The sequence below is a fragment of the Albidovulum sp. genome, assembly GCF_041919395.1.
Taxonomy (GTDB): domain Bacteria; phylum Pseudomonadota; class Alphaproteobacteria; order Rhodobacterales; family Rhodobacteraceae; genus Albidovulum.
Genome location: NZ_JAYRTX010000073.1, coordinates 1 through 17,179, shown reverse-complemented (window position 1 = coordinate 17,179; position 17,179 = coordinate 1). Strand labels below are relative to the sequence as shown.

Sequence of the window (17,179 nt, the reverse complement as noted above, 5' to 3'; positions counted from 1 at the left end):
CCGATGATGTCGCCGAGACCCGGCCCGATGTTGGCGATGGCGGTTGCCGCGCCCGAGATCGCGGTGACGAAGTCGAGCCCGGTCATCGACAGTGCGACCGCAACGAGGCCCAGGGTGACGATGAAGACCCCGAGGAAGGCCATGACCGAGAAGAGCACCTCTTCGGTGACCGGCTGCCCCTCGTAGCGCGGGGCGAACATGCCGTGCGGGGAGTGGATGCGGCGGATCTGAGCCCGGATGGCGGCGGCGAGGAGCTGGTAGCGGAAGATCTTCACCGAACAGCAGGTCGAGCCGGCGCAGCCGCCGATGAGCCCGATGAAGAAGAAGAGCACGACGGGGAACGGCCCCCAGAGCTGGTAGTCGACGCTCGCGTAGCCGGTGCCGGTGATGATCGAGGTGACGTTGAAGAGCGCCTCGCGCAGTGCGTGTTCGAGGTTGTCGTCGTTGGCGAGCACCCGGTAGGCCGCGATCATCGCCACGAGCGCGGCGATGGTCCAGAGAAAGGCCCGCACCTGCGCATCGCGCAGGAGCGGCCGGGTGGAGCCCGCGAGCATCTGGACGTAGCGGACGAAAGGGAGGCTCGCGAGGACCATGAACACCGCCGCGAGATATTCCGGTGCGCCCTGGTACGGCCCGAACGAGGCGTCCGAGGTGGAAAAGCCCCCCGTCGACATCGTCGTCAGCGCGTGGTTCACCGCGTCGAAGCCGCCCATGCCCACCCCGCCGTAGGCCACCGCGCAGGCAACGGTCAGCGCGACGTAGATGGCCCCGATCCGGGCCGCGATCTCGGCCGCGCGGGGCAGCACCTTGCCGCCGGTCTCGAAGGCCTCCGACCGGAAGATCTGCATGCCACCGACGCGCAGTTCCGGCAGGAAGACCATGGCCACGATGATGATGCCGATGCCGCCGAACCATTGCAGCATGGACCGCCAGAGGAGGAGGCCCCGCGGCAGGTACTCGAGCCCGGTGAAGACCGTGGCGCCGGTGGTCGTCATCCCCGACATGGACTCGAAGACCGCGTCCACGGTGCGTGCACCGGTCGCGCCGAAAATGAAGGGCAGCGCCCCGTAAAGGGGCAGCACGACCCAGACGCCGGTGGCGAGCAGAAAGGTCTGCTGCAGGCTCAGACGTTCCGCGACGCCGTTCGCACAGGCGAGCGCCAGAAGCCCGCCGCTGGCCGAGGTGACGATCGCGCTTTGCAGGAAGGCGCGCCAATGGGCGTCACCGGCGGCATAGTCCATCGCCATCGGCAGCGCCATCGTCGCCCCGAGGACTGCGGACAGCAGGCCGATGACATATCCGACGGGACGCAGGTCGAGCATGGGGCGAGCCTTCGCGGCCCGGGCGCTCTCTGTCAAGCATGCCCCGTGCGACCGCGCCTCAATCCCGCCAGAACCGCGGCAACAGGATCACCAGGACCGAGAGAAGCGAGAGCCGCCCCATGATCATGGCGAGGATCATCAGCGCCTTGGCCACGTCGGGAAACTCGACGAAGGTGCCGGTCGGCAGGACCATCGGCCCGTAGCCGTAGCCGATGTTACCGATCGAGGTCCAGGAGGCGAAGAGCGCGGATTCGAAATCCACGCCGGTCTCCACGATCAGGAGCGCGATGATCCCGAAGGTGATGATGTAGGCGCCAAGGTAGAGCACGATGGCGTCCATCGTGTCGACGTCCACGGCGCGGCCGGCATAGCGCACCGGCGCGAGCCGGTGGGGCGCGTGGATGCGCCGGATCTGCGCGCCCAGTGCGCCGAACAGCACCTGTACGCGAAAGACCGACAGGCCCGCGGCGCTCGATCCCGAACAGGCGCCGATCACGCCCATCCAGAGCGCGACCACCGCCGGGAAGCCGCCCCAGACGGGAAAGTCCCCGGTCCCGAAGCCGGTCGAGGACATGATCGAGACGAGGTTGAAGAGCGCCTCGCGGAAGGCGGGCTCCAGCCCCTGATCGCTCGTTGCCACGCGCCATGCCACGACGGAGCCGACCCCGGCCATGACCCAGCCGAGATAGCCGCGCACCTGCGGGTCACGCCAGAGCGGACGTGCCGATCCGCGCAGAAGCTGGACGTAACGGATGTAGGGCAGGCTGCCGAGCAGCATGAATACCGCCCCGGCATAGAGGATCGGGGCCGAATACCCGGTGAAGGATGCCGCACGGGGCGAGAAGCCGCCGGTGGCGATGGTGGCGAGGGCATGGGTCACCGCCTCGAACGGCTCCATGCCGACCATCGCGTAGACCGCCATGCAGAGAGCGGTCAGCAGGGCATAGACAAGGAAGAGGTCGCGCGCGATGTCGGTGGCGCGGGGCAGGACCTTGCCGAAGGTGTCGAAGCCCTCGGTGCGGAAGAACTGCATGCCGCCGACCCGCATCACCGGCAGGAAGATCATCGCGATGAAGGCGATGCCGAGTCCGCCGAGCCAGTTGAGCATCCCGCGCCAGAGCGTGACGCCGGGCGGCAGGTCGTCCACCGCCAGAAAGACCGAGGAACCGGTCGTGGTGATGCCCGACACGGCCTCGAAATAGGCGTCGATGAAACGCGCGCCCGGGGCACCGAGCATGAAGGGCAGCGCCCCGAACACCGGAACGAGGAACCATATCCCGAGCGTCAGCAGGAAGGCCTGGCGGATCGACAGGCTCTCGCCAGCGCTGTTCCGGCAGGCGACAGCGGTCAGCCAGCCGGTCATGATCGCGAAGAGCGACGCTGCCGTGAATGCCGGAGCGTTGCCGTCGCCCAGCGCGCCGTCAAGCACGATGGGCGCGACCATCGTCACCCCGAGCGCGGCTATGACGAGACCGATCACATATCCGACGGGGCGCAGGTCGACCATGATGGCGGAGGGTTGGCCGCAGCCCGCGGCGCTGTCAAGCGCCCAGACAGGGTGTCGGTCGGGCAGGATGCGGGCCGCGCGGCGCAAACGCCTGCAATCGTCGCCTCCGTCCGCCCGCTGCCGCGAGGGCGACGATCAGCCCGGACGGTGCAGCGTCGAGAAGAGCTTCGGGTCGATACTTTCGGCCACGAAGGTCGGTCCCTCGGTCAGGACCGACACCGCGTCATGCGAATGCAGACTCTCCTGGTGGCTCGCGACCACGCGGAAATCGCCCACCCTCGGCTCTGCCAGAAGCCGCTCGGCGAAGCTGCGCGCCGCGTCCTCCACGAAGATCGGGTTCGCGGCGTTCAGTTCGGCGAAGGCCTGTTCGTCCTCGCGCTTCACCATCACCTGCGTCTCCGTCGGAACCGCCGCCCGCGCGAGGTCGATGAGATCCTCGTACCACAGGCGCCTCGGCCCCTCCTCCACCACCGAAATCCGCGCGACGGAGCGCTGCGAATGCGGCGTGGCGAGTTGGCTGCGGGTCGCCCGCGCATGTTCGGACAGTTCCAGCGAGCAGGGGCAGGTCGAGGAATAGACGTAGTCGAGATGGGTGATCCGCTTCTGCCGCCCGTCGCGTTCCATCAGTTCCAGGGCGATGTCGTAGTACTGCCAGCCTTCGAGCCCGGAGCGCAGCGACCGGACCTTTGCCGGGAACGAGAAGCGCATCATCAGCCGCGCATCCACGCTGTCGTGGTCCTTCTTGTAGTCGTCGAGCACGGCCGCCAGCACGGCGAAGGAGAAGGTCCGCTCGGCATGGGCATAGAAGGACCGCATGATGCGGCTCATGTTGATGCCCTTCTTCTCGCCGATGAGGCTCACCGTGCCGGTGACGGAGGTCTCGAGCGTCAGGTCGGAGCCGTCGCGGGTGTGAAAGCGGATCGGCAGGCGGAAGTTCGAGATGCCGACATGCTGGATCTGCGCCTTCGCGCCGACGATCAGGCTGGACGGGCCGTTCTGCAGATCGGGCAGCGTGGCGCGATAGGCGGCGTCGGCGGCGAAGTCCGCGGGGTAGACGCGCGACAGGTCGGGATAGTTCGTGAGCTTGCCCTCCGGCAGGAGCCGGGCGATGGCGGGATCAAGCCGCGCGACCTCCACCGGGTCGGCCGCCGCCGCCCACTCGCGCAGCACGGAAAGCGCCTCGGCGGCGTCCTTGGCGTCCGGCGTCTCGCCGATCTTCCGGATGAAGTTCATCGCGCCCTCCTGCGGTGCCGGCAGCAATGCCCATTATGTGGGCGCGCCACCGTCCATGTCCAACGATACGCGCTCAAATACGTTCCAGACGCGACACCGGATCACACCGCGCGCCATTCACGCGGCGTCAAGCGCGGCCATCACGTCGGCGATCAGGTCGCCCGTGTCCTCGATGCCGAGCGAGAAGCGGACAAGACCCGGCGTGATCCCCAGAAGCGCCTTCTGCTCCACCGGCAGCCGCTGGTGCGTGGTCGTCGCGGGATGGGTCGCGATCGACTTCGCGTCGCCGAGGTTGTTGGATATCTTCGCGATCCGGAGGGCGTTGAGGAACCGGAAGGCCGCCGGCTGGCCGCCGGCGAGGTCGAAGGTCACGACCGTGCCGCCTGCGCCCATCTGCTCCATCGCGACGCGGTGCTGCGGATGGTCCTTCAGCCCCGGGTAGATCACGCGCGCAAGCTTCGGGTTCCCCGCCAGCGCCTCGGCCATCGCCTGCGCGCTGGCCGCCTGCTGGCGCACCCGCAGGTCCAGCGTCTCCAGGCCCTTCAGCATCACCCAGGCGTTGAACGGGCTGAGCGCGCCACCCGTATGCTTGAGGTAGGGCTCCAGCACCTTGCGGATATAGTGCTTCGTGCCGCAGACGACGCCGCCCAGGCAGCGGCCGGACCCGTCGATGTGCTTGGTCGCGGAATAGACGATGACATCGGCCCCGAGCGCGACCGCCTTCGAGAAGGTCGGCGTTGCAAAGACATTGTCGACAATCACCGTCGCACCGACGGCGTGGGCGATCTCGGCCACCGACTTCACGTCGATGACCTCCAGCGTCGGGTTCGACACGCTTTCGAGGAAGACGGCCTTCGTCCCCTCGCGCAGCGCCGCCCGCCACTGGCCGAGGTCGGTGCCGTCGACCAACGTCACCGCCACGCCGAAGCGTGCCAGGAGATCGAGGACATAGAGGCAGGAACCGAAGAGCGCCCGGGCCGCCACGACATGATCGCCCGCCTTCAGCAGCGCGGTCAGCGCACCGTTGACCGCCGCCATCCCGGAGGCGGTCGCAAAGGCGTCCTCGGTGCCCTCGATGGCCGCCATGCGGTCCTCGAACATGCGCACGGTCGGGTTGCCGTAGCGGGCATAGATGAACTCGTCCGGACCCGCCTCGATGAACCGCGCCTCGGCCTGCTCCGCGCTGTCGTAGACGAATCCCTGGGTCAGGAAGATCGCCTCCGACATCTCGCCGTACTGGCTCCGGCGCGCGCCCGCATGCACCAGTTTCGTCGCGGTCTTCCAGTCGTCCATCATGCCCTCCGGCAACAAAAAACCCCCACCGGCAAGGGGTGGGGGCGCGCGGGCCTCCGACCTCTTTAGCGGCTTGTTTAACGTGGCCCGCAATCCGGTGAACAAAGCGCCACACGGTCGCGATACCGCGAAGACCGTGGCACGTCAACCACGTCGCGAAACCGAATCCTGCCCGTCACGCGAGCGTCGTATGCGCGCGTCAGGATGCAGCCACAACATCTTGTGGAGGCGGGAATGACGCTCCTGCATGTCAATGCCGAAGGCTGCCTCTGGCGGATGCGCGACCCCGGGGGGCCGGATCTCGCCGCCCGGCTCGACCGGCTGCCGCCCGGCAGGCCGGTTCCGATCCTGATCCACGGATTCCGCTACGCCCCTTCCGTGCCGGGGCGCGATCCGCACGAGACGATCCTCTCGCTTGCCGAGACGCTGCCGGACGGCGACCTGCCCTGGCCGCGCCACCTCGGCCTGACCGGCGGCGGGCCGGACCTCGGCATCGCGTTCGGCTGGCGCGGATACGGCAGCTTCTGGCACGCCCGCGCCGAGGCGCGGCGCGCGGGTCTGGCGCTCGCCGCACTGGTCGCGCGCATCCGCGCCGTGTCACCCGGGCGGCGGGTGACGGTGCTCGCCCACAGTCTCGGCGCGCGGGTCGTCCTCTCGGCGCTACCCGCGACCACGCCCGGCGCCATCGACCGCACGGTCCTCCTCTTCCCGGCCATCCTGCGCTCGGAGCTGGAGGCGGCGCTCGCCAGCCGCGGCGCGGTCGCCACCGAGATCATCAATGTGACGAGCCGCGAAAACCGCCTCTTCGACCTCGTCGCCACCTTCCTCGCCTCGGGCGGCCTCGACCGGCCCGCAGGGGCCGGCCATGCCGTCCGCCACGCCGGATGGGCCGACGTGCGGCTCGACTGCACCGAGGCGCTGGCCCACCTCAACCTCCTCGGCTTCGCCATCGGCGGGCCGGAACGGCGCATCTGCCACTGGTCCTCCTACATGCGGCCCGGCGTCTTCGCGCTTTACCGCGCGCTCATCGCCGAGACCGAGGCGCTTCCGCTCGACCGGCTCCTCCCGCGCATTGCCGCGGCGCCTGCGCCCGCGGCGGACTGGGTCGAGCCTTGCGGACCGGCGGAATTTGCGGTGAACTGACCCTCCCTGATGCGGAGGTCCCCATGCGCCCCTTCGGTGCCGTCATCGCGGCGCTTCTGCTCGCCGCCTGCGTGACGGCCGGCCCCGCCGCCACCCCGGTGGGATCGGTCAAGGTCCTGACCGAGAGCTATCCGGTCGAGGCGCTTGCCAACGGCACCTGGCGCGCCCGCGTGAACGGCGCGGTCGTCCCCTGTGCCAAACCCGATGCGACGGCCTGCTACTGGTCCGTGCGCCATCACCTTCTGGCGCAGGAACTTCTCGACGATCTCGGCTGACCTTCCTGTGCATCCGCGCAGGTTGCCGCGGCCCGTCCGGCGACACAGATTGCCGGAATGCCGCAGAAAGGATCCGCCATGCACGCGCCCGTCGAACTCTACTACTGGCCCACGCCCAACGGCTGGAAAATTTCCGTGGCGCTCGAGGAGATGGGCCTGCCCTACACGCTGAACCTCGTGAACATCGGCGCCGGCGAACAATTCCACCCCGAGTTCCTGAAGATCGCGCCGAACAACCGGATGCCCGCCATCGTCGATCCCGAAGGCCCCGACGGCGTCCCCATCGCCATCTTCGAATCGGGCGCGATCCTGCAGTACCTCGCCCGCAAGACCGGCCTCTTCCACGGCGCGACGGAACGCGAGCGGGTGGCGGTGGACCAGTGGCTCTTCTGGCAGGTCGGCGGCGTCGGCCCGATGGCGGGCCAGGCGCACCACTTCCTGAAATATGCGCCCGCGCTCGAGCCGCCGCAGGACCTGCCCTATGCCAAGGACCGCTACCGGCGCGAGGTGGCGCGGCTCTACGGCGTGCTCGACCGCCAGCTTGGCCGCAACCGCTTTGTCGCAGGCGACTTCTACTCGATCGCGGACATGGCGATCTGGGGATGGGCCTCGCTCTGGGAGGGCCAGCAACAGACGCTCGACGACAAGCCCCACATGGCGCGCTGGCTCGACGAGGTCGGCGCGCGCCCGGCCGTCATCCGCGGCCGCGCCGTCGCGGCGGACCGGCGCGCGAACCTCCAGACCGACCGCCGCGCGCAGGAACTCCTCTTCCAGCGCTGAGGCTTCACTCGCCCGGCCGGTTGCGGCGGTCTTCGGCCACCTCGTAGCGCTTGAAGACGCCGCCCTGAGTCAGGAAGAAGAGGAAGATCGCGGCCGTCAGGCCGAAGGTCTTGAAATTGACCCAGGCTTCGTCGGACATCGTCCGCCAGATCACCTCATTCAGCACCGCGAGCCCCGCGAAGAAGGCGGCAAGGCGGCGGGTCAGGATTATCCAGCCCTCGTGTTCAAGCGGCATCACCTCGTCCATCACGAGGGCGAGGTAGCTCTTGCCCTTCAGGAGGCCGAAGCCGAGCAGCCCGGCAAAGAGGAGGTAGATGAGCGTCGGCTTCATCTTGAAGAAGCGCTCGTCGTTGAACCAGACCGAAAGCCCGCCGAAGACCACCACGAGGACGAGCGTCGCCACCTGCATCGGCGAGAGCCGCCCGGTGAGCCGCCAGAGGATGAGGGTCGTCACGATCATCAGCGGCACGAATCCCGCCGTCGCCAGGATGAAACCGCCATACTCCGCCCCGCCGAGGGTGACGGTATGGTCCTTCAGCCGCGTGAAGGCCACGAAGAAGGCGATGACGGGACCGAGTTCGAGCCCGATCTTCAGCCAAGGGTTGATCTTCCTGCCCGCCATGCCTCTCACCCCGCCAGTTTCACCGTGACCGCGCCCGCCGCGATCAACGCCATCAGCCCGAGCCGCCGCGGCCCCACACGCTCGCCCAGCACCGCCCAGGCGATGAGGGCGGCGAAGACGACCGAGGTTTCCCTGAGCACCGCCGCCTCGCCCACCCGGCCGATCCGCGTCGCCAGGAGAATCGCGCCGAAGCTCGCATAGGCGACAAAGGCGCCGGTGACGCCCCGCTTCAGCAAGGGCACGACCTCGGACGCCGGCAGTCGCCGCCAGCGGCGCCACATATAGACCGGCATCGCAATGCCGTCGATGAGGAAGAACCAGGCGAGGAAGGTGAAGGGATCGGCCGTCGCGCGGATGCCGTAGGCGTCGTAGGTGGTGTAGAGGGCGACAAATGCCCCCGTGACCACGGCCCAGAGAAGCGCCGGCACCATGGTCTCGCGCTCCGCGGTGACGGTGCGCAGGTTGTAGGCCGCGAGCCCGAATATCCCCGTCGTGAGCACCGCGACGCCGGCCCACTGGCCAGGGGTGAAATGCTCGCCGAAGATCAGCCCCGCACCGATCACCGCGAAGAAGGGCCCGGTGCCGCGAACCACCGGATAGACCACGCCATAGGCGCCGCGGCTGTAGGTCATGGCCTGCGCGACCTTGTAGGCGGTGTGGATGACGAAGGCGCCGGCAAAGATCGGCCACATGTGCGGCTCGGGCCAGGGCACGACGAGGAGCGCGAAGGGGGCTGCCATGGTGGCATAGGAGGCATCGATGGCCGCGCGGGAAAGCCAGGGATCGTGACGCCCCTTCTGCAACGCGCCGAAGAGCGCGTGCAGGAAGGCGGCCATCAGCGCCAGCCCCATCGCCACCTGCCGTCCGGCATCGGTGCCTTCGAGCGAGAGGAGCCAGGCGGTCATCGGCGGGCACGGGCCGGGGTCGCCACCCGGCCTCCGGAGCATCTTCGGCTGAAGGAAGGCAGCAGCGGCAAGGGAATCAGTCGGAAAGACCCACGAGCGCGCGGGCGAAGTCCTCGGGGTCGAAAGGGGCAAGGTCGTCGATCTTCTCGCCGACGCCGATGGCGTGGATCGGCAGGCCGAACTTGTCGGCCAGCGCCACGAGGACGCCGCCCTTGGCGGTCCCGTCGAGCTTGGTCATCACGAGACCCGAGACATCGGCGATCCTGCGGAAGATCTCGACCTGCGACAGCGCGTTCTGACCCGTCGTGGCGTCGAGCACCAGAAGCGTGTTGTGTGGCGCATCCGGGTCCTTCTTGCGGATGACGCGCACGATCTTCGCCAGTTCCTCCATCAGGTCCTGGCGGTTCTGCAGGCGACCCGCGGTGTCGATCATCAGAAGGTCCGCGCCCTCTGCCTGCGCGCGGGTCATCGCGTCGAAGGCGAGGCTCGCGGGATCGGAGCCTTCGGGCGCGGTCATCACCGGCACGCCGGCGCGGTCGCCCCAGACCTGGAGCTGCTCGACCGCGGCCGCGCGGAACGTGTCGCCCGCCGCGATCACCACCTTCTTGCCGGCAGCGCGGAACTGGCTCGCGAGCTTGCCGATCGTCGTGGTCTTGCCCGAGCCGTTGACCCCGACGACAAGGACGACCTGCGGCTTCTTGGGATAGAGCGGCAGGGGCCGCGCCACAGGCTCCATGATCCGCGCGATCTCGGCGGCGAGGAGGCCCTTGATCTCGGCCACCGAGAGCTTGCGGCCCATCCGCCCCTCGGCGAGGTTGGCAGCGACGCGGAGCGCGGTGTCGACGCCCATGTCGGCCTGGATGAGAAGCTCCTCGAGGCTCTCGAGCATCGCGTCGTCGAGCACGCGGCGCGGTTCCGCCAGCGCTGCGCCGCCCGGTGTCGCACGCCGAAAGAGCCGGCCGAGGAACCCCGGCCGGTCGGCAAGGGGCGCGTCGGAAACGGCCATGTACTCGCCGGGGATCTCCATCGGCCCGGTGTCGGGCATCTCGTAGGGCGCGGGCTCGGGCATTTCGTCGGGGGCGAAGGGCGCCTCCTGCGGGGGCTCTGGCGCAGGTTCGGGGCCCGGCGCCGGAACCTCGGGCGGCTGCGGCGGCGGTGCCGGTTCCTCCCCGGGGCCGGGCACGATCTCGGGCGCGGGTTCCGGGGCCGGCTCCGGCACGGGCTCCGGCACGGGGCGCGGCTCGGGGGCGGGCGTCGGCTCGGCCGGTCGCGGCACCGGTGTCGGTTCCGGCGTCGGATTCGGCTCGGGCTGCGACTCGGGGGCGGCCCCCTCGGCCACGATCGCCTCCAGCCCCTCCTCGATCTTCGAGGAGGATTTCAGAAGCCGGTCCTTGAGTTTCCTGAAAAACGACATCGGCGCTCCGGGCGGTTTGGGCTTTCCCTCACCTAGTCCTTTCGGTCCGCCGATGGAAGGGTCAGGGCGGCGCCGTCCCCCAGAGGATGAGCGCCTGGCCCGTCCAGTAGGCGGCCCAGAGCCCGGGGACGGCGATCCGCTTCGCCCGCCCCTCGGTCAGCACGAAGAGTTCGAGCGCGAGGAGGAGGTCGGACAGAAGGAAGAGGAGCGCGCCCGCGCGGGCGAGGCCGCGCCCCTCGGGCAGCGTGAGCGCGGCGAGCGCCATCAGCGTGATGACGGCGACATAACCCCGGACCGGCCAGCGGAGCGCCCCGGTGCGCGGGGCGAGCCAGGCTTCCGTCGAAAGGGCGAGGACGAGAAGCGCCACCGTCGGCAGAAGGGGAGGCCAGGCGCCGGGGACGAGGAACTCCGCCGCATAGGCGAGATGGCCGGCGGCGAAGGCGGCCATGCCGGCGAGGAAGACCCGCGTGCCCGGGCGCGACAGGAAAAGGTCGCCGAGCGCGCCGAGCACGAGGCCGAGCGCGATGAGCCCCGGGGCCCCTGCCGCGACCGCGCCCAGCGCCAGGGCCGCGACCGATCCCGTCTTCACCGCGCTTTTCGCCGCCGAGGGCACGGCCCCGGCGAAGCGGGCGCCGTAGAGGACCGCGAGCACACCCCCGAGTGCGGTCAATGCCTGTGCCGGATCCATCTCTCCTCCGCCTGCCCCCGGAATGGGCATGTTCCGGCGCGCGGCGTCAACTCCCGCCAGGTCGCGCAGGGCCCGTGATTGCGGTTGCCGTGCCAAGATTTTGCCTTGAATATCCCCTAATCTTTCCGCGAGCCCCCCCCCGTGAGGCGCTCGCGGATGCAGGACCGGAGGTTGGACGTGAGCACGAACGGCCATCGCGACGACGACGCCACGATGCGCGCGGTCTTCGAGGCGCTCGATGGCGGGCGCACGGGGCCGGCCGGCGCCGCGCCCGCCCCGGACGGCTCGCAGCCGCGTCCGGCCCCGCATCTGCGCGTGGTCGCGCCCGAACCGGACATCGCGCCGGCCGAGGCGGGGACCAGCGAAGCCGTTGGCGCGCCGCTGCCGAAACGCCCGCGCGCCAAGGGAGCGGACCGCCCCCGCCGTCCGGCCACCATACCGGCGCCCGCAGGTGCGCCCTCAAGTGCGCCCGCAGGTGCGCCCGCCGCGGATGCACCCCCCGGCGCGCCAGTCGAGGCTGCGGCGCAGGCCGAGGCCGTGCGCGCCATCATCGGCGAGGAACCGGCCGTCGGGGACACGCCGGCCCGCCCGGTGCCGGCGAGGCTCCGCGCCGAATGGGCGCGCTGGCGCCCGCTCCGGCCCTTCCTCGTGGCCACGCTGGCGCCGGTGCCCTTCCTTCTGCTCGCCGGGGCGGCGGGCGGGATCTTCAGCCTTCTCGCGCTCCTCTGGATGACCGGGGTCCTCTATGCGATCGACGAGGTCCTGAAGCGCCGCGGCGTGGAGGGACCGGAGCCCCTCCATTCGGAGATGGCCGACCGGCTCTCGCTCCTGCTCGCGGGGCTTCATTTCGCACTTCTCCTCTTCGCGGTCTGGGTGCTGTCGGGCGCGACCGGGCTCGGGCCCGTTTCCTGGATCGCCACCTTCCTCGCCTTCGGCCTCTGGTTCGGTCAGGTCTCCAACTCGAACGCGCACGAACTCATCCACCGCACCGATTCCCGGCTCTTCCGCACCGGCATGTGGGTCTACATCTCGCTTCTCTTCGGGCATCACACCTCGGCGCACCGGCTGGTGCATCACCGCTTCGTGGCGACGGCCGACGACCCCAGCACCGCGGCCGACGGCGAGGGTTTCTGGTCCTTCGCGGCGCGCGCCTGGCCCGGCGCCCTGATCGCGGGCTACGAGATGGAGCAGCACAGGTGCGAGAAACGCAAGGCGGGGGGCGTGCGGGGCATGAACCCCTATACCGTTTATGCGGCGGGGGCGACGGCCTTCATCGCCCTCATGCTCACGCTCTTCGGCTTCGACGGGCTTGTGGCCTACCTCCTGCTCTGCGGCCACGCCCAGCTGCAGCTTCTGCTCTCGGACTACGTCCAGCACTACGGGCTCGAGCGGCGCAAGCTGCCATCGGGCGCGCTGGAGCCGGCCGGGCTCCAGCATTCCTGGGACGCGCCGCATGCCTTCTCGGGGCTCCTGATGCTGAACGCGCCCCGCCACGCCGACCACCACGCCCATCCGGGGCGGCCATGGCCGGAACTCAGGCTCTCGCCGCAGGGCCGCGCGCCCTTGCTGCCCTATTCGCTGCCGGTGATGGCGACGATCGCCCTGGTGCCGCCGGTCTGGCACCGCGTCATGGATCGAAGGGTGGCGAGACTCCGCAAGGCCGCGTGAACCGGCGCTGGCGGCGGTCCCGGCCTTCTGTCATGCTGGCCCGTGCCATGCGACGGATTGCCCTCCTACTCCTCTTCGCCGCCACCCTGCCGGTGCGGGCGGCGGAACCCGACCGGCCGATGACGGCGGCCGAATTCGACGCCGCGACGGTCGGACGGACGCTCTACTACAATTCCGGGGGCCTCCCCTACGGCGCCGAACAGTATCTGCCGGGCCGGCGCGTCGTCTGGGCCTTTCTCGGCGACGACTGCCGCAAGGGCGAGTGGTACGAAGAGGACGGCTTCATCTGCTTTGTCTACGACGACACGCCCGAGCCGCAGTGCTGGACCTTCTTCGCCGCGCAGGGCGGGCTGACGGCGCGGTTCCGGGGCGATCCCCTCGGCCAGCCGCTGGTGGCGGTGGAGGAAAGCCCCGAACCGATGGAATGCCTGGGCCCGAACCTCGGGGTCTGAGAGCGGGTCGCCGCGCCCGACCGGCAGGAGCGGGGCTGCCTGCCCCCGCGCCCCCGGGGGGTATTTCAGCCAAGAAGAACGAGGGGGTCAGAAGAGGCTGCCCTGGTCGCCGCCCGGCCGCGCGCGCTTCGGTCGCGCCGGGCCGCCGTTCAGGACCGGCAGGCGGCCGTCGGCGAATTCGACCTCCAGCGCGGGATGGATCTCGGCGGCGGCCTTCGTGGTGACGACGGCGCCCCCGGCGCGCACCACCGCGTAGCCGCGCCGCAGCGTCTCGGTATAGCCGAGCGTCGCCCGCGTGCGGTCGAGACTCGCCAGCCGGTCGGCGAGCGTGTCGAGCCGGGCGCGCTCCGCCTGGGCGAGGCGTCGGGCTAGGCCATCGAGGTCCGCGCGCGCGCGCGCGCTGTCACGGGCCGCGTCGCGGGCGACGCGGGCGACAGCCGGGGCGAGGCGATCTGCAAGACCCGTCAGATGGCGCCGCTCGCCGGCGACCAGGCCGGCCAGCGCGCCGGCGCCCGCCTGGCCCGCGAGCCTGTTGAACTCCGCCCGCTTGCGGGTGATCGCCGCGGAAAGGCCCGGGGCGAGGCGATCGGCAAGGCCGGTCGCGTGGCGCCGCTCGGCCGCGATGCGGCCCGCGAGGAGGCCCGCGTGGATCTTGCCCGAGAACATGTTGAACGCCGCGCGCTTGCGGGTGATGGCGGCCGAGAGGCCGGGCGACAGGCGGTCGGACCAGAGGTCGAACCGCTGGCGCGCGGGGTCGAGCAGCGTCTCGGGCCGGCCGAGCGCACGCGCAAGATCGGTGAGCCGCTGGCGGCGGCGGTCGAGCGCCTGGCCGGTGGCGCGGGCAAGGCGTGCGCCCGCTTCGGCCGTCCAGGCGAGAAGCTCCATCCTGACCGGCACCGCCATTTCCGCCGCCGCCGTGGGCGTGGGCGCGCGGCGGTCGGCAGCATGGTCGATGAGCGTCGTGTCGGTCTCGTGCCCGACGGCGGAGATGAGCGGGATCGCGCTCGCCGCCGCGGCGCGGACCACGGCCTCCTCGTTGAAGCCCCAGAGATCCTCGATCGAGCCGCCGCCGCGCGCGACGATGATCAGGTCCGGCCGCGGGACCGGGCCGCCCTCGGGAAGCGCGTTGAAGCCCCGGATGGCGGCGGCGACCTCGGGGGCGCATTTCTCGCCCTGCACCGCCACCGGCCAGATGAGCACCCGGCGCGGGAACCGGTCGCGCAGGCGGTGGAGGATGTCCCGGATCACAGCGCCCGAGGGCGAGGTGACGACGCCGATGACCTCCGGCAGGAAGGGGAGCGGCTTCTTCCGCGCCTCGGCAAAGAGCCCCTCGGCCGCCAGCATCGCCTTGCGCTTCTCGAGCATGAGCATGAGAGCACCCAAGCCCGCGGGCGCGATGTCCTCGACGATGAGCTGGTATTTCGACTGGCCGGGGAAGGTGGTGAGCCGGCCGGTGGCGACGACCTCCATCCCCTCCTCGGGCTTAACGGTCAGCCGTGCGGCCTGGCCCTTCCAGGCGATCGCGGCGATGACCGCGCGGTCGTCCTTGAGGTCGAAGTAGAGATGGCCCGAAGCAGGCCGCGCGACGCGGCCGATCTCTCCGCGCACGCGGACATGGCCGAATTCGCCCTCGATGACGCGCCTGATCGCGCCCGAAAGCTCCGAGACGGTGAATTCGGGGGCATTGCCCCCCTGTTCCGCGCCGGCGTCGTCCTCGAAGATGTCCATGGCGTCCTTGTCTCGGCTCTCCGCCGACCTTAGAACGCGCGGGACGCGAGGCCAAGCGGGGGCGCCATGAACATTCTCATTCTCGGCGGCGGGGGCCGCGAACACGCGCTCGCCTGGGCGGTGAAGCAGAACCCGAAATGCGACCGGCTCATCGTCGCGCCGGGCAATGCAGGGATCGCCATGGTCGCCGAATGCGCCGACCTCGACATTCTCGACGGCGCGGCGGTCGTGACCTTCGCCGAGGGGAACGCCGTCGATTTCGTCATCGTCGGGCCCGAGGCGCCGCTGGCTGCCGGGGTGGCCGATGCGCTGAGGGCAGCAGGCGTGGCGGTCTTCGGGCCCTCGGCGGCGGCGGCGCGGCTGGAAGCCTCGAAGGCCTTCACCAAGGAGATCTGCGACGCCTGCGGCGCGCCGACGGCAGGCTACGCCCGCTTCACCGACCGCGCGGCGGCCGAGGACTACGTCCGCTCCCGGGGCGCGCCGATCGTGGTCAAGGCCGACGGGCTCGCGGCCGGCAAGGGCGTCGTCGTGGCGATGACGGAGGCGGAGGCGCTCGCCGCCATCGCCGACATGTTCGGCGGCAGTCTCGGCGCCGCCGGGGCCGAGGTGGTGATCGAGGAATTCATGGAGGGCGAGGAAGCCTCGCTCTTCGTGCTCTGCGACGGCGTCGATGTGCTGCCCGTCGGGACCGCGCAGGACCACAAGCGCGTCGGCGAAGGCGACACCGGCCCGAACACCGGCGGCATGGGCGCCTATTCGCCGGCACCGGTCCTGACGGATGCGGTCCTCGCCCAGGCGATGGAAGAGATCGTGAAGCCCACGGTGGCCGAGATGGCGCGGCGGGGCACGCCCTTCCAGGGCGTGCTCTACGCCGGCCTCATGATCCGCGACGGCCGTGCCCGGCTCGTCGAATACAACGTCCGCTTCGGCGACCCGGAGGCCCAGGTGCTGATGATGCGGCTTGGAGCACAGGCCTTCGACCTCATCCAGGCCTGTGCCGAGGGGCGGTTGGCGGACATCGCGGTGAACTGGGCCGCGGATCACGCGCTGACGGTGGTGATGGCGGCGAACGGCTATCCGGGCAGCCATGCGAAGGGCTCGCAGATCCGCGGGCTGGAGGAACTGCCCGAGGATTCCGCCCACATGGTCTTCCATGCCGGGACGGCCGAGCGCGACGGATCGGTCATCGCCGCGGGCGGGCGGGTGCTGAACGTCACCGCGCGGGGGGCCTCGCTGCACGAGGCGCGGGACGGGGCCTATGCGATGGTCGACCGCATCGACTGGCCGGGCGGGTTCTGCCGGCGCGACATCGGCTGGCGGGCGCTTTGAGGGTCCGCCCCGCCGCGCGGGGGGCATTTCGGCAGCGAGGAAACCGGGCTAGTCGCAGCCCTTGAGGCGGCGGAAACTCCCGGCGCCGCGGTAGGGGCCGAGGTCGCGGCTGGAGAGCGCGCCCTGCGACAGGGTGGTGGCGACGACGCGGGTCCAGTCCGCGTCGGCCGTCAGGATCGTCGCGCGGCCGTCGCAGGTGGCGATGCGGCCCTGGATGAACGGCTCGCCGAAGCGGTGGTTGGTCAGGCCCTGCGCCCCGGCCACCGGCACGAGGCGGTCGCCCTCCAGCCGCACGATCCTCAGCACCTTTCCAAGGTGGGGCGTCTCGACATAGGCGATCTCGACGCGCCCGTCGCCGTCGAGGTCGGCCGCACCGATCGGGGCGAGCCAGCGGTGGCGGCGGCCGAGGAAGCCGGTCGCGGCAAGACGGCCGTTCCGGGTCCAGATCGCGAGGCGCGAGCCTTCGGCGTGGCTCGACTCGACCACCAGCGCCTCGCTGTCGCCGTCGCCGTCGGCATCGACAAGGCGCGGCGCGGTGTCCTCGAACACGATCTCGCTGTCGTTCTGATAGAAGCGCGATTTGCCGTCGTCGCCGTGGATGACCAGCATCGCCCATTCGTGGCCGGGGCCAAGGGCGTCATGGCCGTAGCGCGTGGAGGGCACCGCATATTCGGCGGCGCGCACCCCGTCGGGGGAGGCGACGCCCGGAGTGGTCGCGATGGCGCCGAGCAGAACCGCCAGCGCCCGGCGCCGCATCAGATCTGCTTTTCGGGCATGAAGACGCGGAGCCCGTCGAGCGCCTCCGTCACCTTGATCTGGC

16 protein-coding genes and 1 riboswitch are annotated in these 17,179 nt (G+C 70.5%); of the genes, 6 read left to right on the top strand and 10 right to left on the bottom strand.

Translation table 11 applies throughout. The annotated features are described in order from the left end of the window. The 4 genes from ACMUOO_RS12445 to metZ all read right to left on the bottom strand — a co-directional run. A partial coding sequence (locus ACMUOO_RS12445; RefSeq protein ID WP_413855408.1) for a TrkH family potassium uptake protein occupies positions 1 to 1,322 on the bottom strand: 1,322 nt, incomplete at its 3' end. A gap of 58 nt (positions 1,323 to 1,380) precedes the next feature. Continuing rightward, positions 1,381 to 2,916, bottom strand: coding sequence for a TrkH family potassium uptake protein (locus ACMUOO_RS12440; protein WP_413855406.1), 1,536 nt, complete (start codon positions 2,914 to 2,916; stop codon positions 1,381 to 1,383). A 48-nt stretch (positions 2,917 to 2,964) separates the two neighbouring features. Beyond that, positions 2,965 to 4,062, bottom strand: a complete 1,098-nt coding sequence (gene folE2, locus ACMUOO_RS12435; RefSeq protein ID WP_301917265.1) for a GTP cyclohydrolase FolE2 — start codon at positions 4,060 to 4,062, stop codon at positions 2,965 to 2,967. Between the two features lie 117 nt (positions 4,063 to 4,179). Continuing rightward, on the bottom strand, positions 4,180 to 5,358 hold the full coding sequence (gene metZ, locus ACMUOO_RS12430; RefSeq protein ID WP_301917266.1) for an O-succinylhomoserine sulfhydrylase: 1,179 nt from the start codon (positions 5,356 to 5,358) through the stop codon (positions 4,180 to 4,182). A gap of 41 nt (positions 5,359 to 5,399) precedes the next feature. Continuing rightward, positions 5,400 to 5,478, bottom strand: a riboswitch (SAM riboswitch). A gap of 111 nt (positions 5,479 to 5,589) precedes the next feature. Between metZ and ACMUOO_RS12425 the strand changes: the two genes are divergently transcribed. The 3 genes from ACMUOO_RS12425 to ACMUOO_RS12415 all read left to right on the top strand — a co-directional run bounded on the left by ACMUOO_RS12425 (position 5,590) and on the right by ACMUOO_RS12415 (position 7,553). Then, positions 5,590 to 6,498 (top strand): hypothetical protein, encoded by a 909-nt coding sequence (locus ACMUOO_RS12425; RefSeq protein ID WP_301917267.1) that lies wholly within the window; start codon positions 5,590 to 5,592, stop codon positions 6,496 to 6,498. A 23-nt stretch (positions 6,499 to 6,521) separates the two neighbouring features. Continuing rightward, complete coding sequence (locus tag ACMUOO_RS12420; protein WP_301917268.1) at positions 6,522 to 6,773, top strand: hypothetical protein; 252 nt, start codon at positions 6,522 to 6,524, stop codon at positions 6,771 to 6,773. 78 nt (positions 6,774 to 6,851) lie between these two features. Then, on the top strand, positions 6,852 to 7,553 hold the full coding sequence (locus tag ACMUOO_RS12415) for a glutathione S-transferase N-terminal domain-containing protein (protein ID WP_301917269.1): 702 nt from the start codon (positions 6,852 to 6,854) through the stop codon (positions 7,551 to 7,553). Between the two features lie 4 nt (positions 7,554 to 7,557). Here the strand turns inward: ACMUOO_RS12415 and ACMUOO_RS12410 are convergent, their stop codons facing one another. From ACMUOO_RS12410 to ACMUOO_RS12395, 4 genes are all read right to left on the bottom strand, one after another. Then, positions 7,558 to 8,175, bottom strand: a complete 618-nt coding sequence (locus ACMUOO_RS12410; RefSeq protein WP_301917270.1) for an inner membrane-spanning protein YciB — start codon at positions 8,173 to 8,175, stop codon at positions 7,558 to 7,560. A 5-nt stretch (positions 8,176 to 8,180) separates the two neighbouring features. Next, positions 8,181 to 9,080, bottom strand: a complete 900-nt coding sequence (locus ACMUOO_RS12405) for an EamA family transporter (protein WP_301917271.1) — start codon at positions 9,078 to 9,080, stop codon at positions 8,181 to 8,183. A 76-nt stretch (positions 9,081 to 9,156) separates the two neighbouring features. Further along, positions 9,157 to 10,494: a signal recognition particle-docking protein FtsY gene (gene ftsY, locus ACMUOO_RS12400; protein WP_301917272.1), complete on the bottom strand. Its 1,338-nt coding sequence runs from the start codon at positions 10,492 to 10,494 to the stop codon at positions 9,157 to 9,159. A gap of 61 nt (positions 10,495 to 10,555) precedes the next feature. After that, positions 10,556 to 11,182 (bottom strand): lysoplasmalogenase family protein, encoded by a 627-nt coding sequence (locus ACMUOO_RS12395; RefSeq protein WP_301917273.1) that lies wholly within the window; start codon positions 11,180 to 11,182, stop codon positions 10,556 to 10,558. Between the two features lie 177 nt (positions 11,183 to 11,359). On the opposite strand from ACMUOO_RS12395, the gene ACMUOO_RS12390 reads away from it, so the two are divergent. Both ACMUOO_RS12390 and ACMUOO_RS12385 read left to right on the top strand, forming a co-directional pair. Next, positions 11,360 to 12,850 (top strand): alkane 1-monooxygenase, encoded by a 1,491-nt coding sequence (locus ACMUOO_RS12390; protein WP_301917274.1) that lies wholly within the window; start codon positions 11,360 to 11,362, stop codon positions 12,848 to 12,850. Between the two features lie 47 nt (positions 12,851 to 12,897). Further along, positions 12,898 to 13,302, top strand: a complete 405-nt coding sequence (locus ACMUOO_RS12385) for a hypothetical protein (RefSeq protein ID WP_301917275.1) — start codon at positions 12,898 to 12,900, stop codon at positions 13,300 to 13,302. An 87-nt stretch (positions 13,303 to 13,389) separates the two neighbouring features. On the opposite strand, the gene xseA is transcribed toward ACMUOO_RS12385, so the two are convergent. Continuing rightward, on the bottom strand, positions 13,390 to 15,030 hold the full coding sequence (gene xseA / locus ACMUOO_RS12380; protein ID WP_301917276.1) for an exodeoxyribonuclease VII large subunit: 1,641 nt from the start codon (positions 15,028 to 15,030) through the stop codon (positions 13,390 to 13,392). A gap of 66 nt (positions 15,031 to 15,096) precedes the next feature. On the opposite strand from xseA, the gene purD reads away from it, so the two are divergent. Then, positions 15,097 to 16,359 carry a phosphoribosylamine--glycine ligase gene (purD, locus tag ACMUOO_RS12375; protein ID WP_301917277.1) on the top strand — a complete coding sequence of 421 codons (1,263 nt, stop codon included), beginning with the start codon at positions 15,097 to 15,099 and terminating at the stop codon, positions 16,357 to 16,359. A 48-nt stretch (positions 16,360 to 16,407) separates the two neighbouring features. On the opposite strand, the gene ACMUOO_RS12370 is transcribed toward purD, so the two are convergent. After that, positions 16,408 to 17,115 (bottom strand): FG-GAP repeat domain-containing protein, encoded by a 708-nt coding sequence (locus tag ACMUOO_RS12370; protein ID WP_413855400.1) that lies wholly within the window; start codon positions 17,113 to 17,115, stop codon positions 16,408 to 16,410. Positions 17,116 to 17,179 lie beyond the last annotated feature (64 nt).

Coding starts and splice junctions, on each gene's coding strand:
- folE2 (WP_301917265.1), bottom strand. CDS start 4,062: ATGAACTTCATCCGGAAGATCGGCGAGACGCCGGACGCCAAGGACGCC.
- metZ (WP_301917266.1), bottom strand. CDS start 5,358: ATGATGGACGACTGGAAGACCGCGACGAAACTGGTGCATGCGGGCGCG.
- ACMUOO_RS12425 (WP_301917267.1), top strand. CDS start 5,590: ATGACGCTCCTGCATGTCAATGCCGAAGGCTGCCTCTGGCGGATGCGC.
- ACMUOO_RS12420 (WP_301917268.1), top strand. CDS start 6,522: ATGCGCCCCTTCGGTGCCGTCATCGCGGCGCTTCTGCTCGCCGCCTGC.
- ACMUOO_RS12415 (WP_301917269.1), top strand. CDS start 6,852: ATGCACGCGCCCGTCGAACTCTACTACTGGCCCACGCCCAACGGCTGG.
- ACMUOO_RS12410 (WP_301917270.1), bottom strand. CDS start 8,175: ATGGCGGGCAGGAAGATCAACCCTTGGCTGAAGATCGGGCTCGAACTC.
- ACMUOO_RS12405 (WP_301917271.1), bottom strand. CDS start 9,080: ATGACCGCCTGGCTCCTCTCGCTCGAAGGCACCGATGCCGGACGGCAG.
- ftsY (WP_301917272.1), bottom strand. CDS start 10,494: ATGTCGTTTTTCAGGAAACTCAAGGACCGGCTTCTGAAATCCTCCTCG.
- ACMUOO_RS12395 (WP_301917273.1), bottom strand. CDS start 11,182: ATGGATCCGGCACAGGCATTGACCGCACTCGGGGGTGTGCTCGCGGTC.
- ACMUOO_RS12385 (WP_301917275.1), top strand. CDS start 12,898: ATGCGACGGATTGCCCTCCTACTCCTCTTCGCCGCCACCCTGCCGGTG.
- xseA (WP_301917276.1), bottom strand. CDS start 15,030: ATGGACATCTTCGAGGACGACGCCGGCGCGGAACAGGGGGGCAATGCC.
- purD (WP_301917277.1), top strand. CDS start 15,097: ATGAACATTCTCATTCTCGGCGGCGGGGGCCGCGAACACGCGCTCGCC.
- ACMUOO_RS12370 (WP_413855400.1), bottom strand. CDS start 17,115: ATGCGGCGCCGGGCGCTGGCGGTTCTGCTCGGCGCCATCGCGACCACT.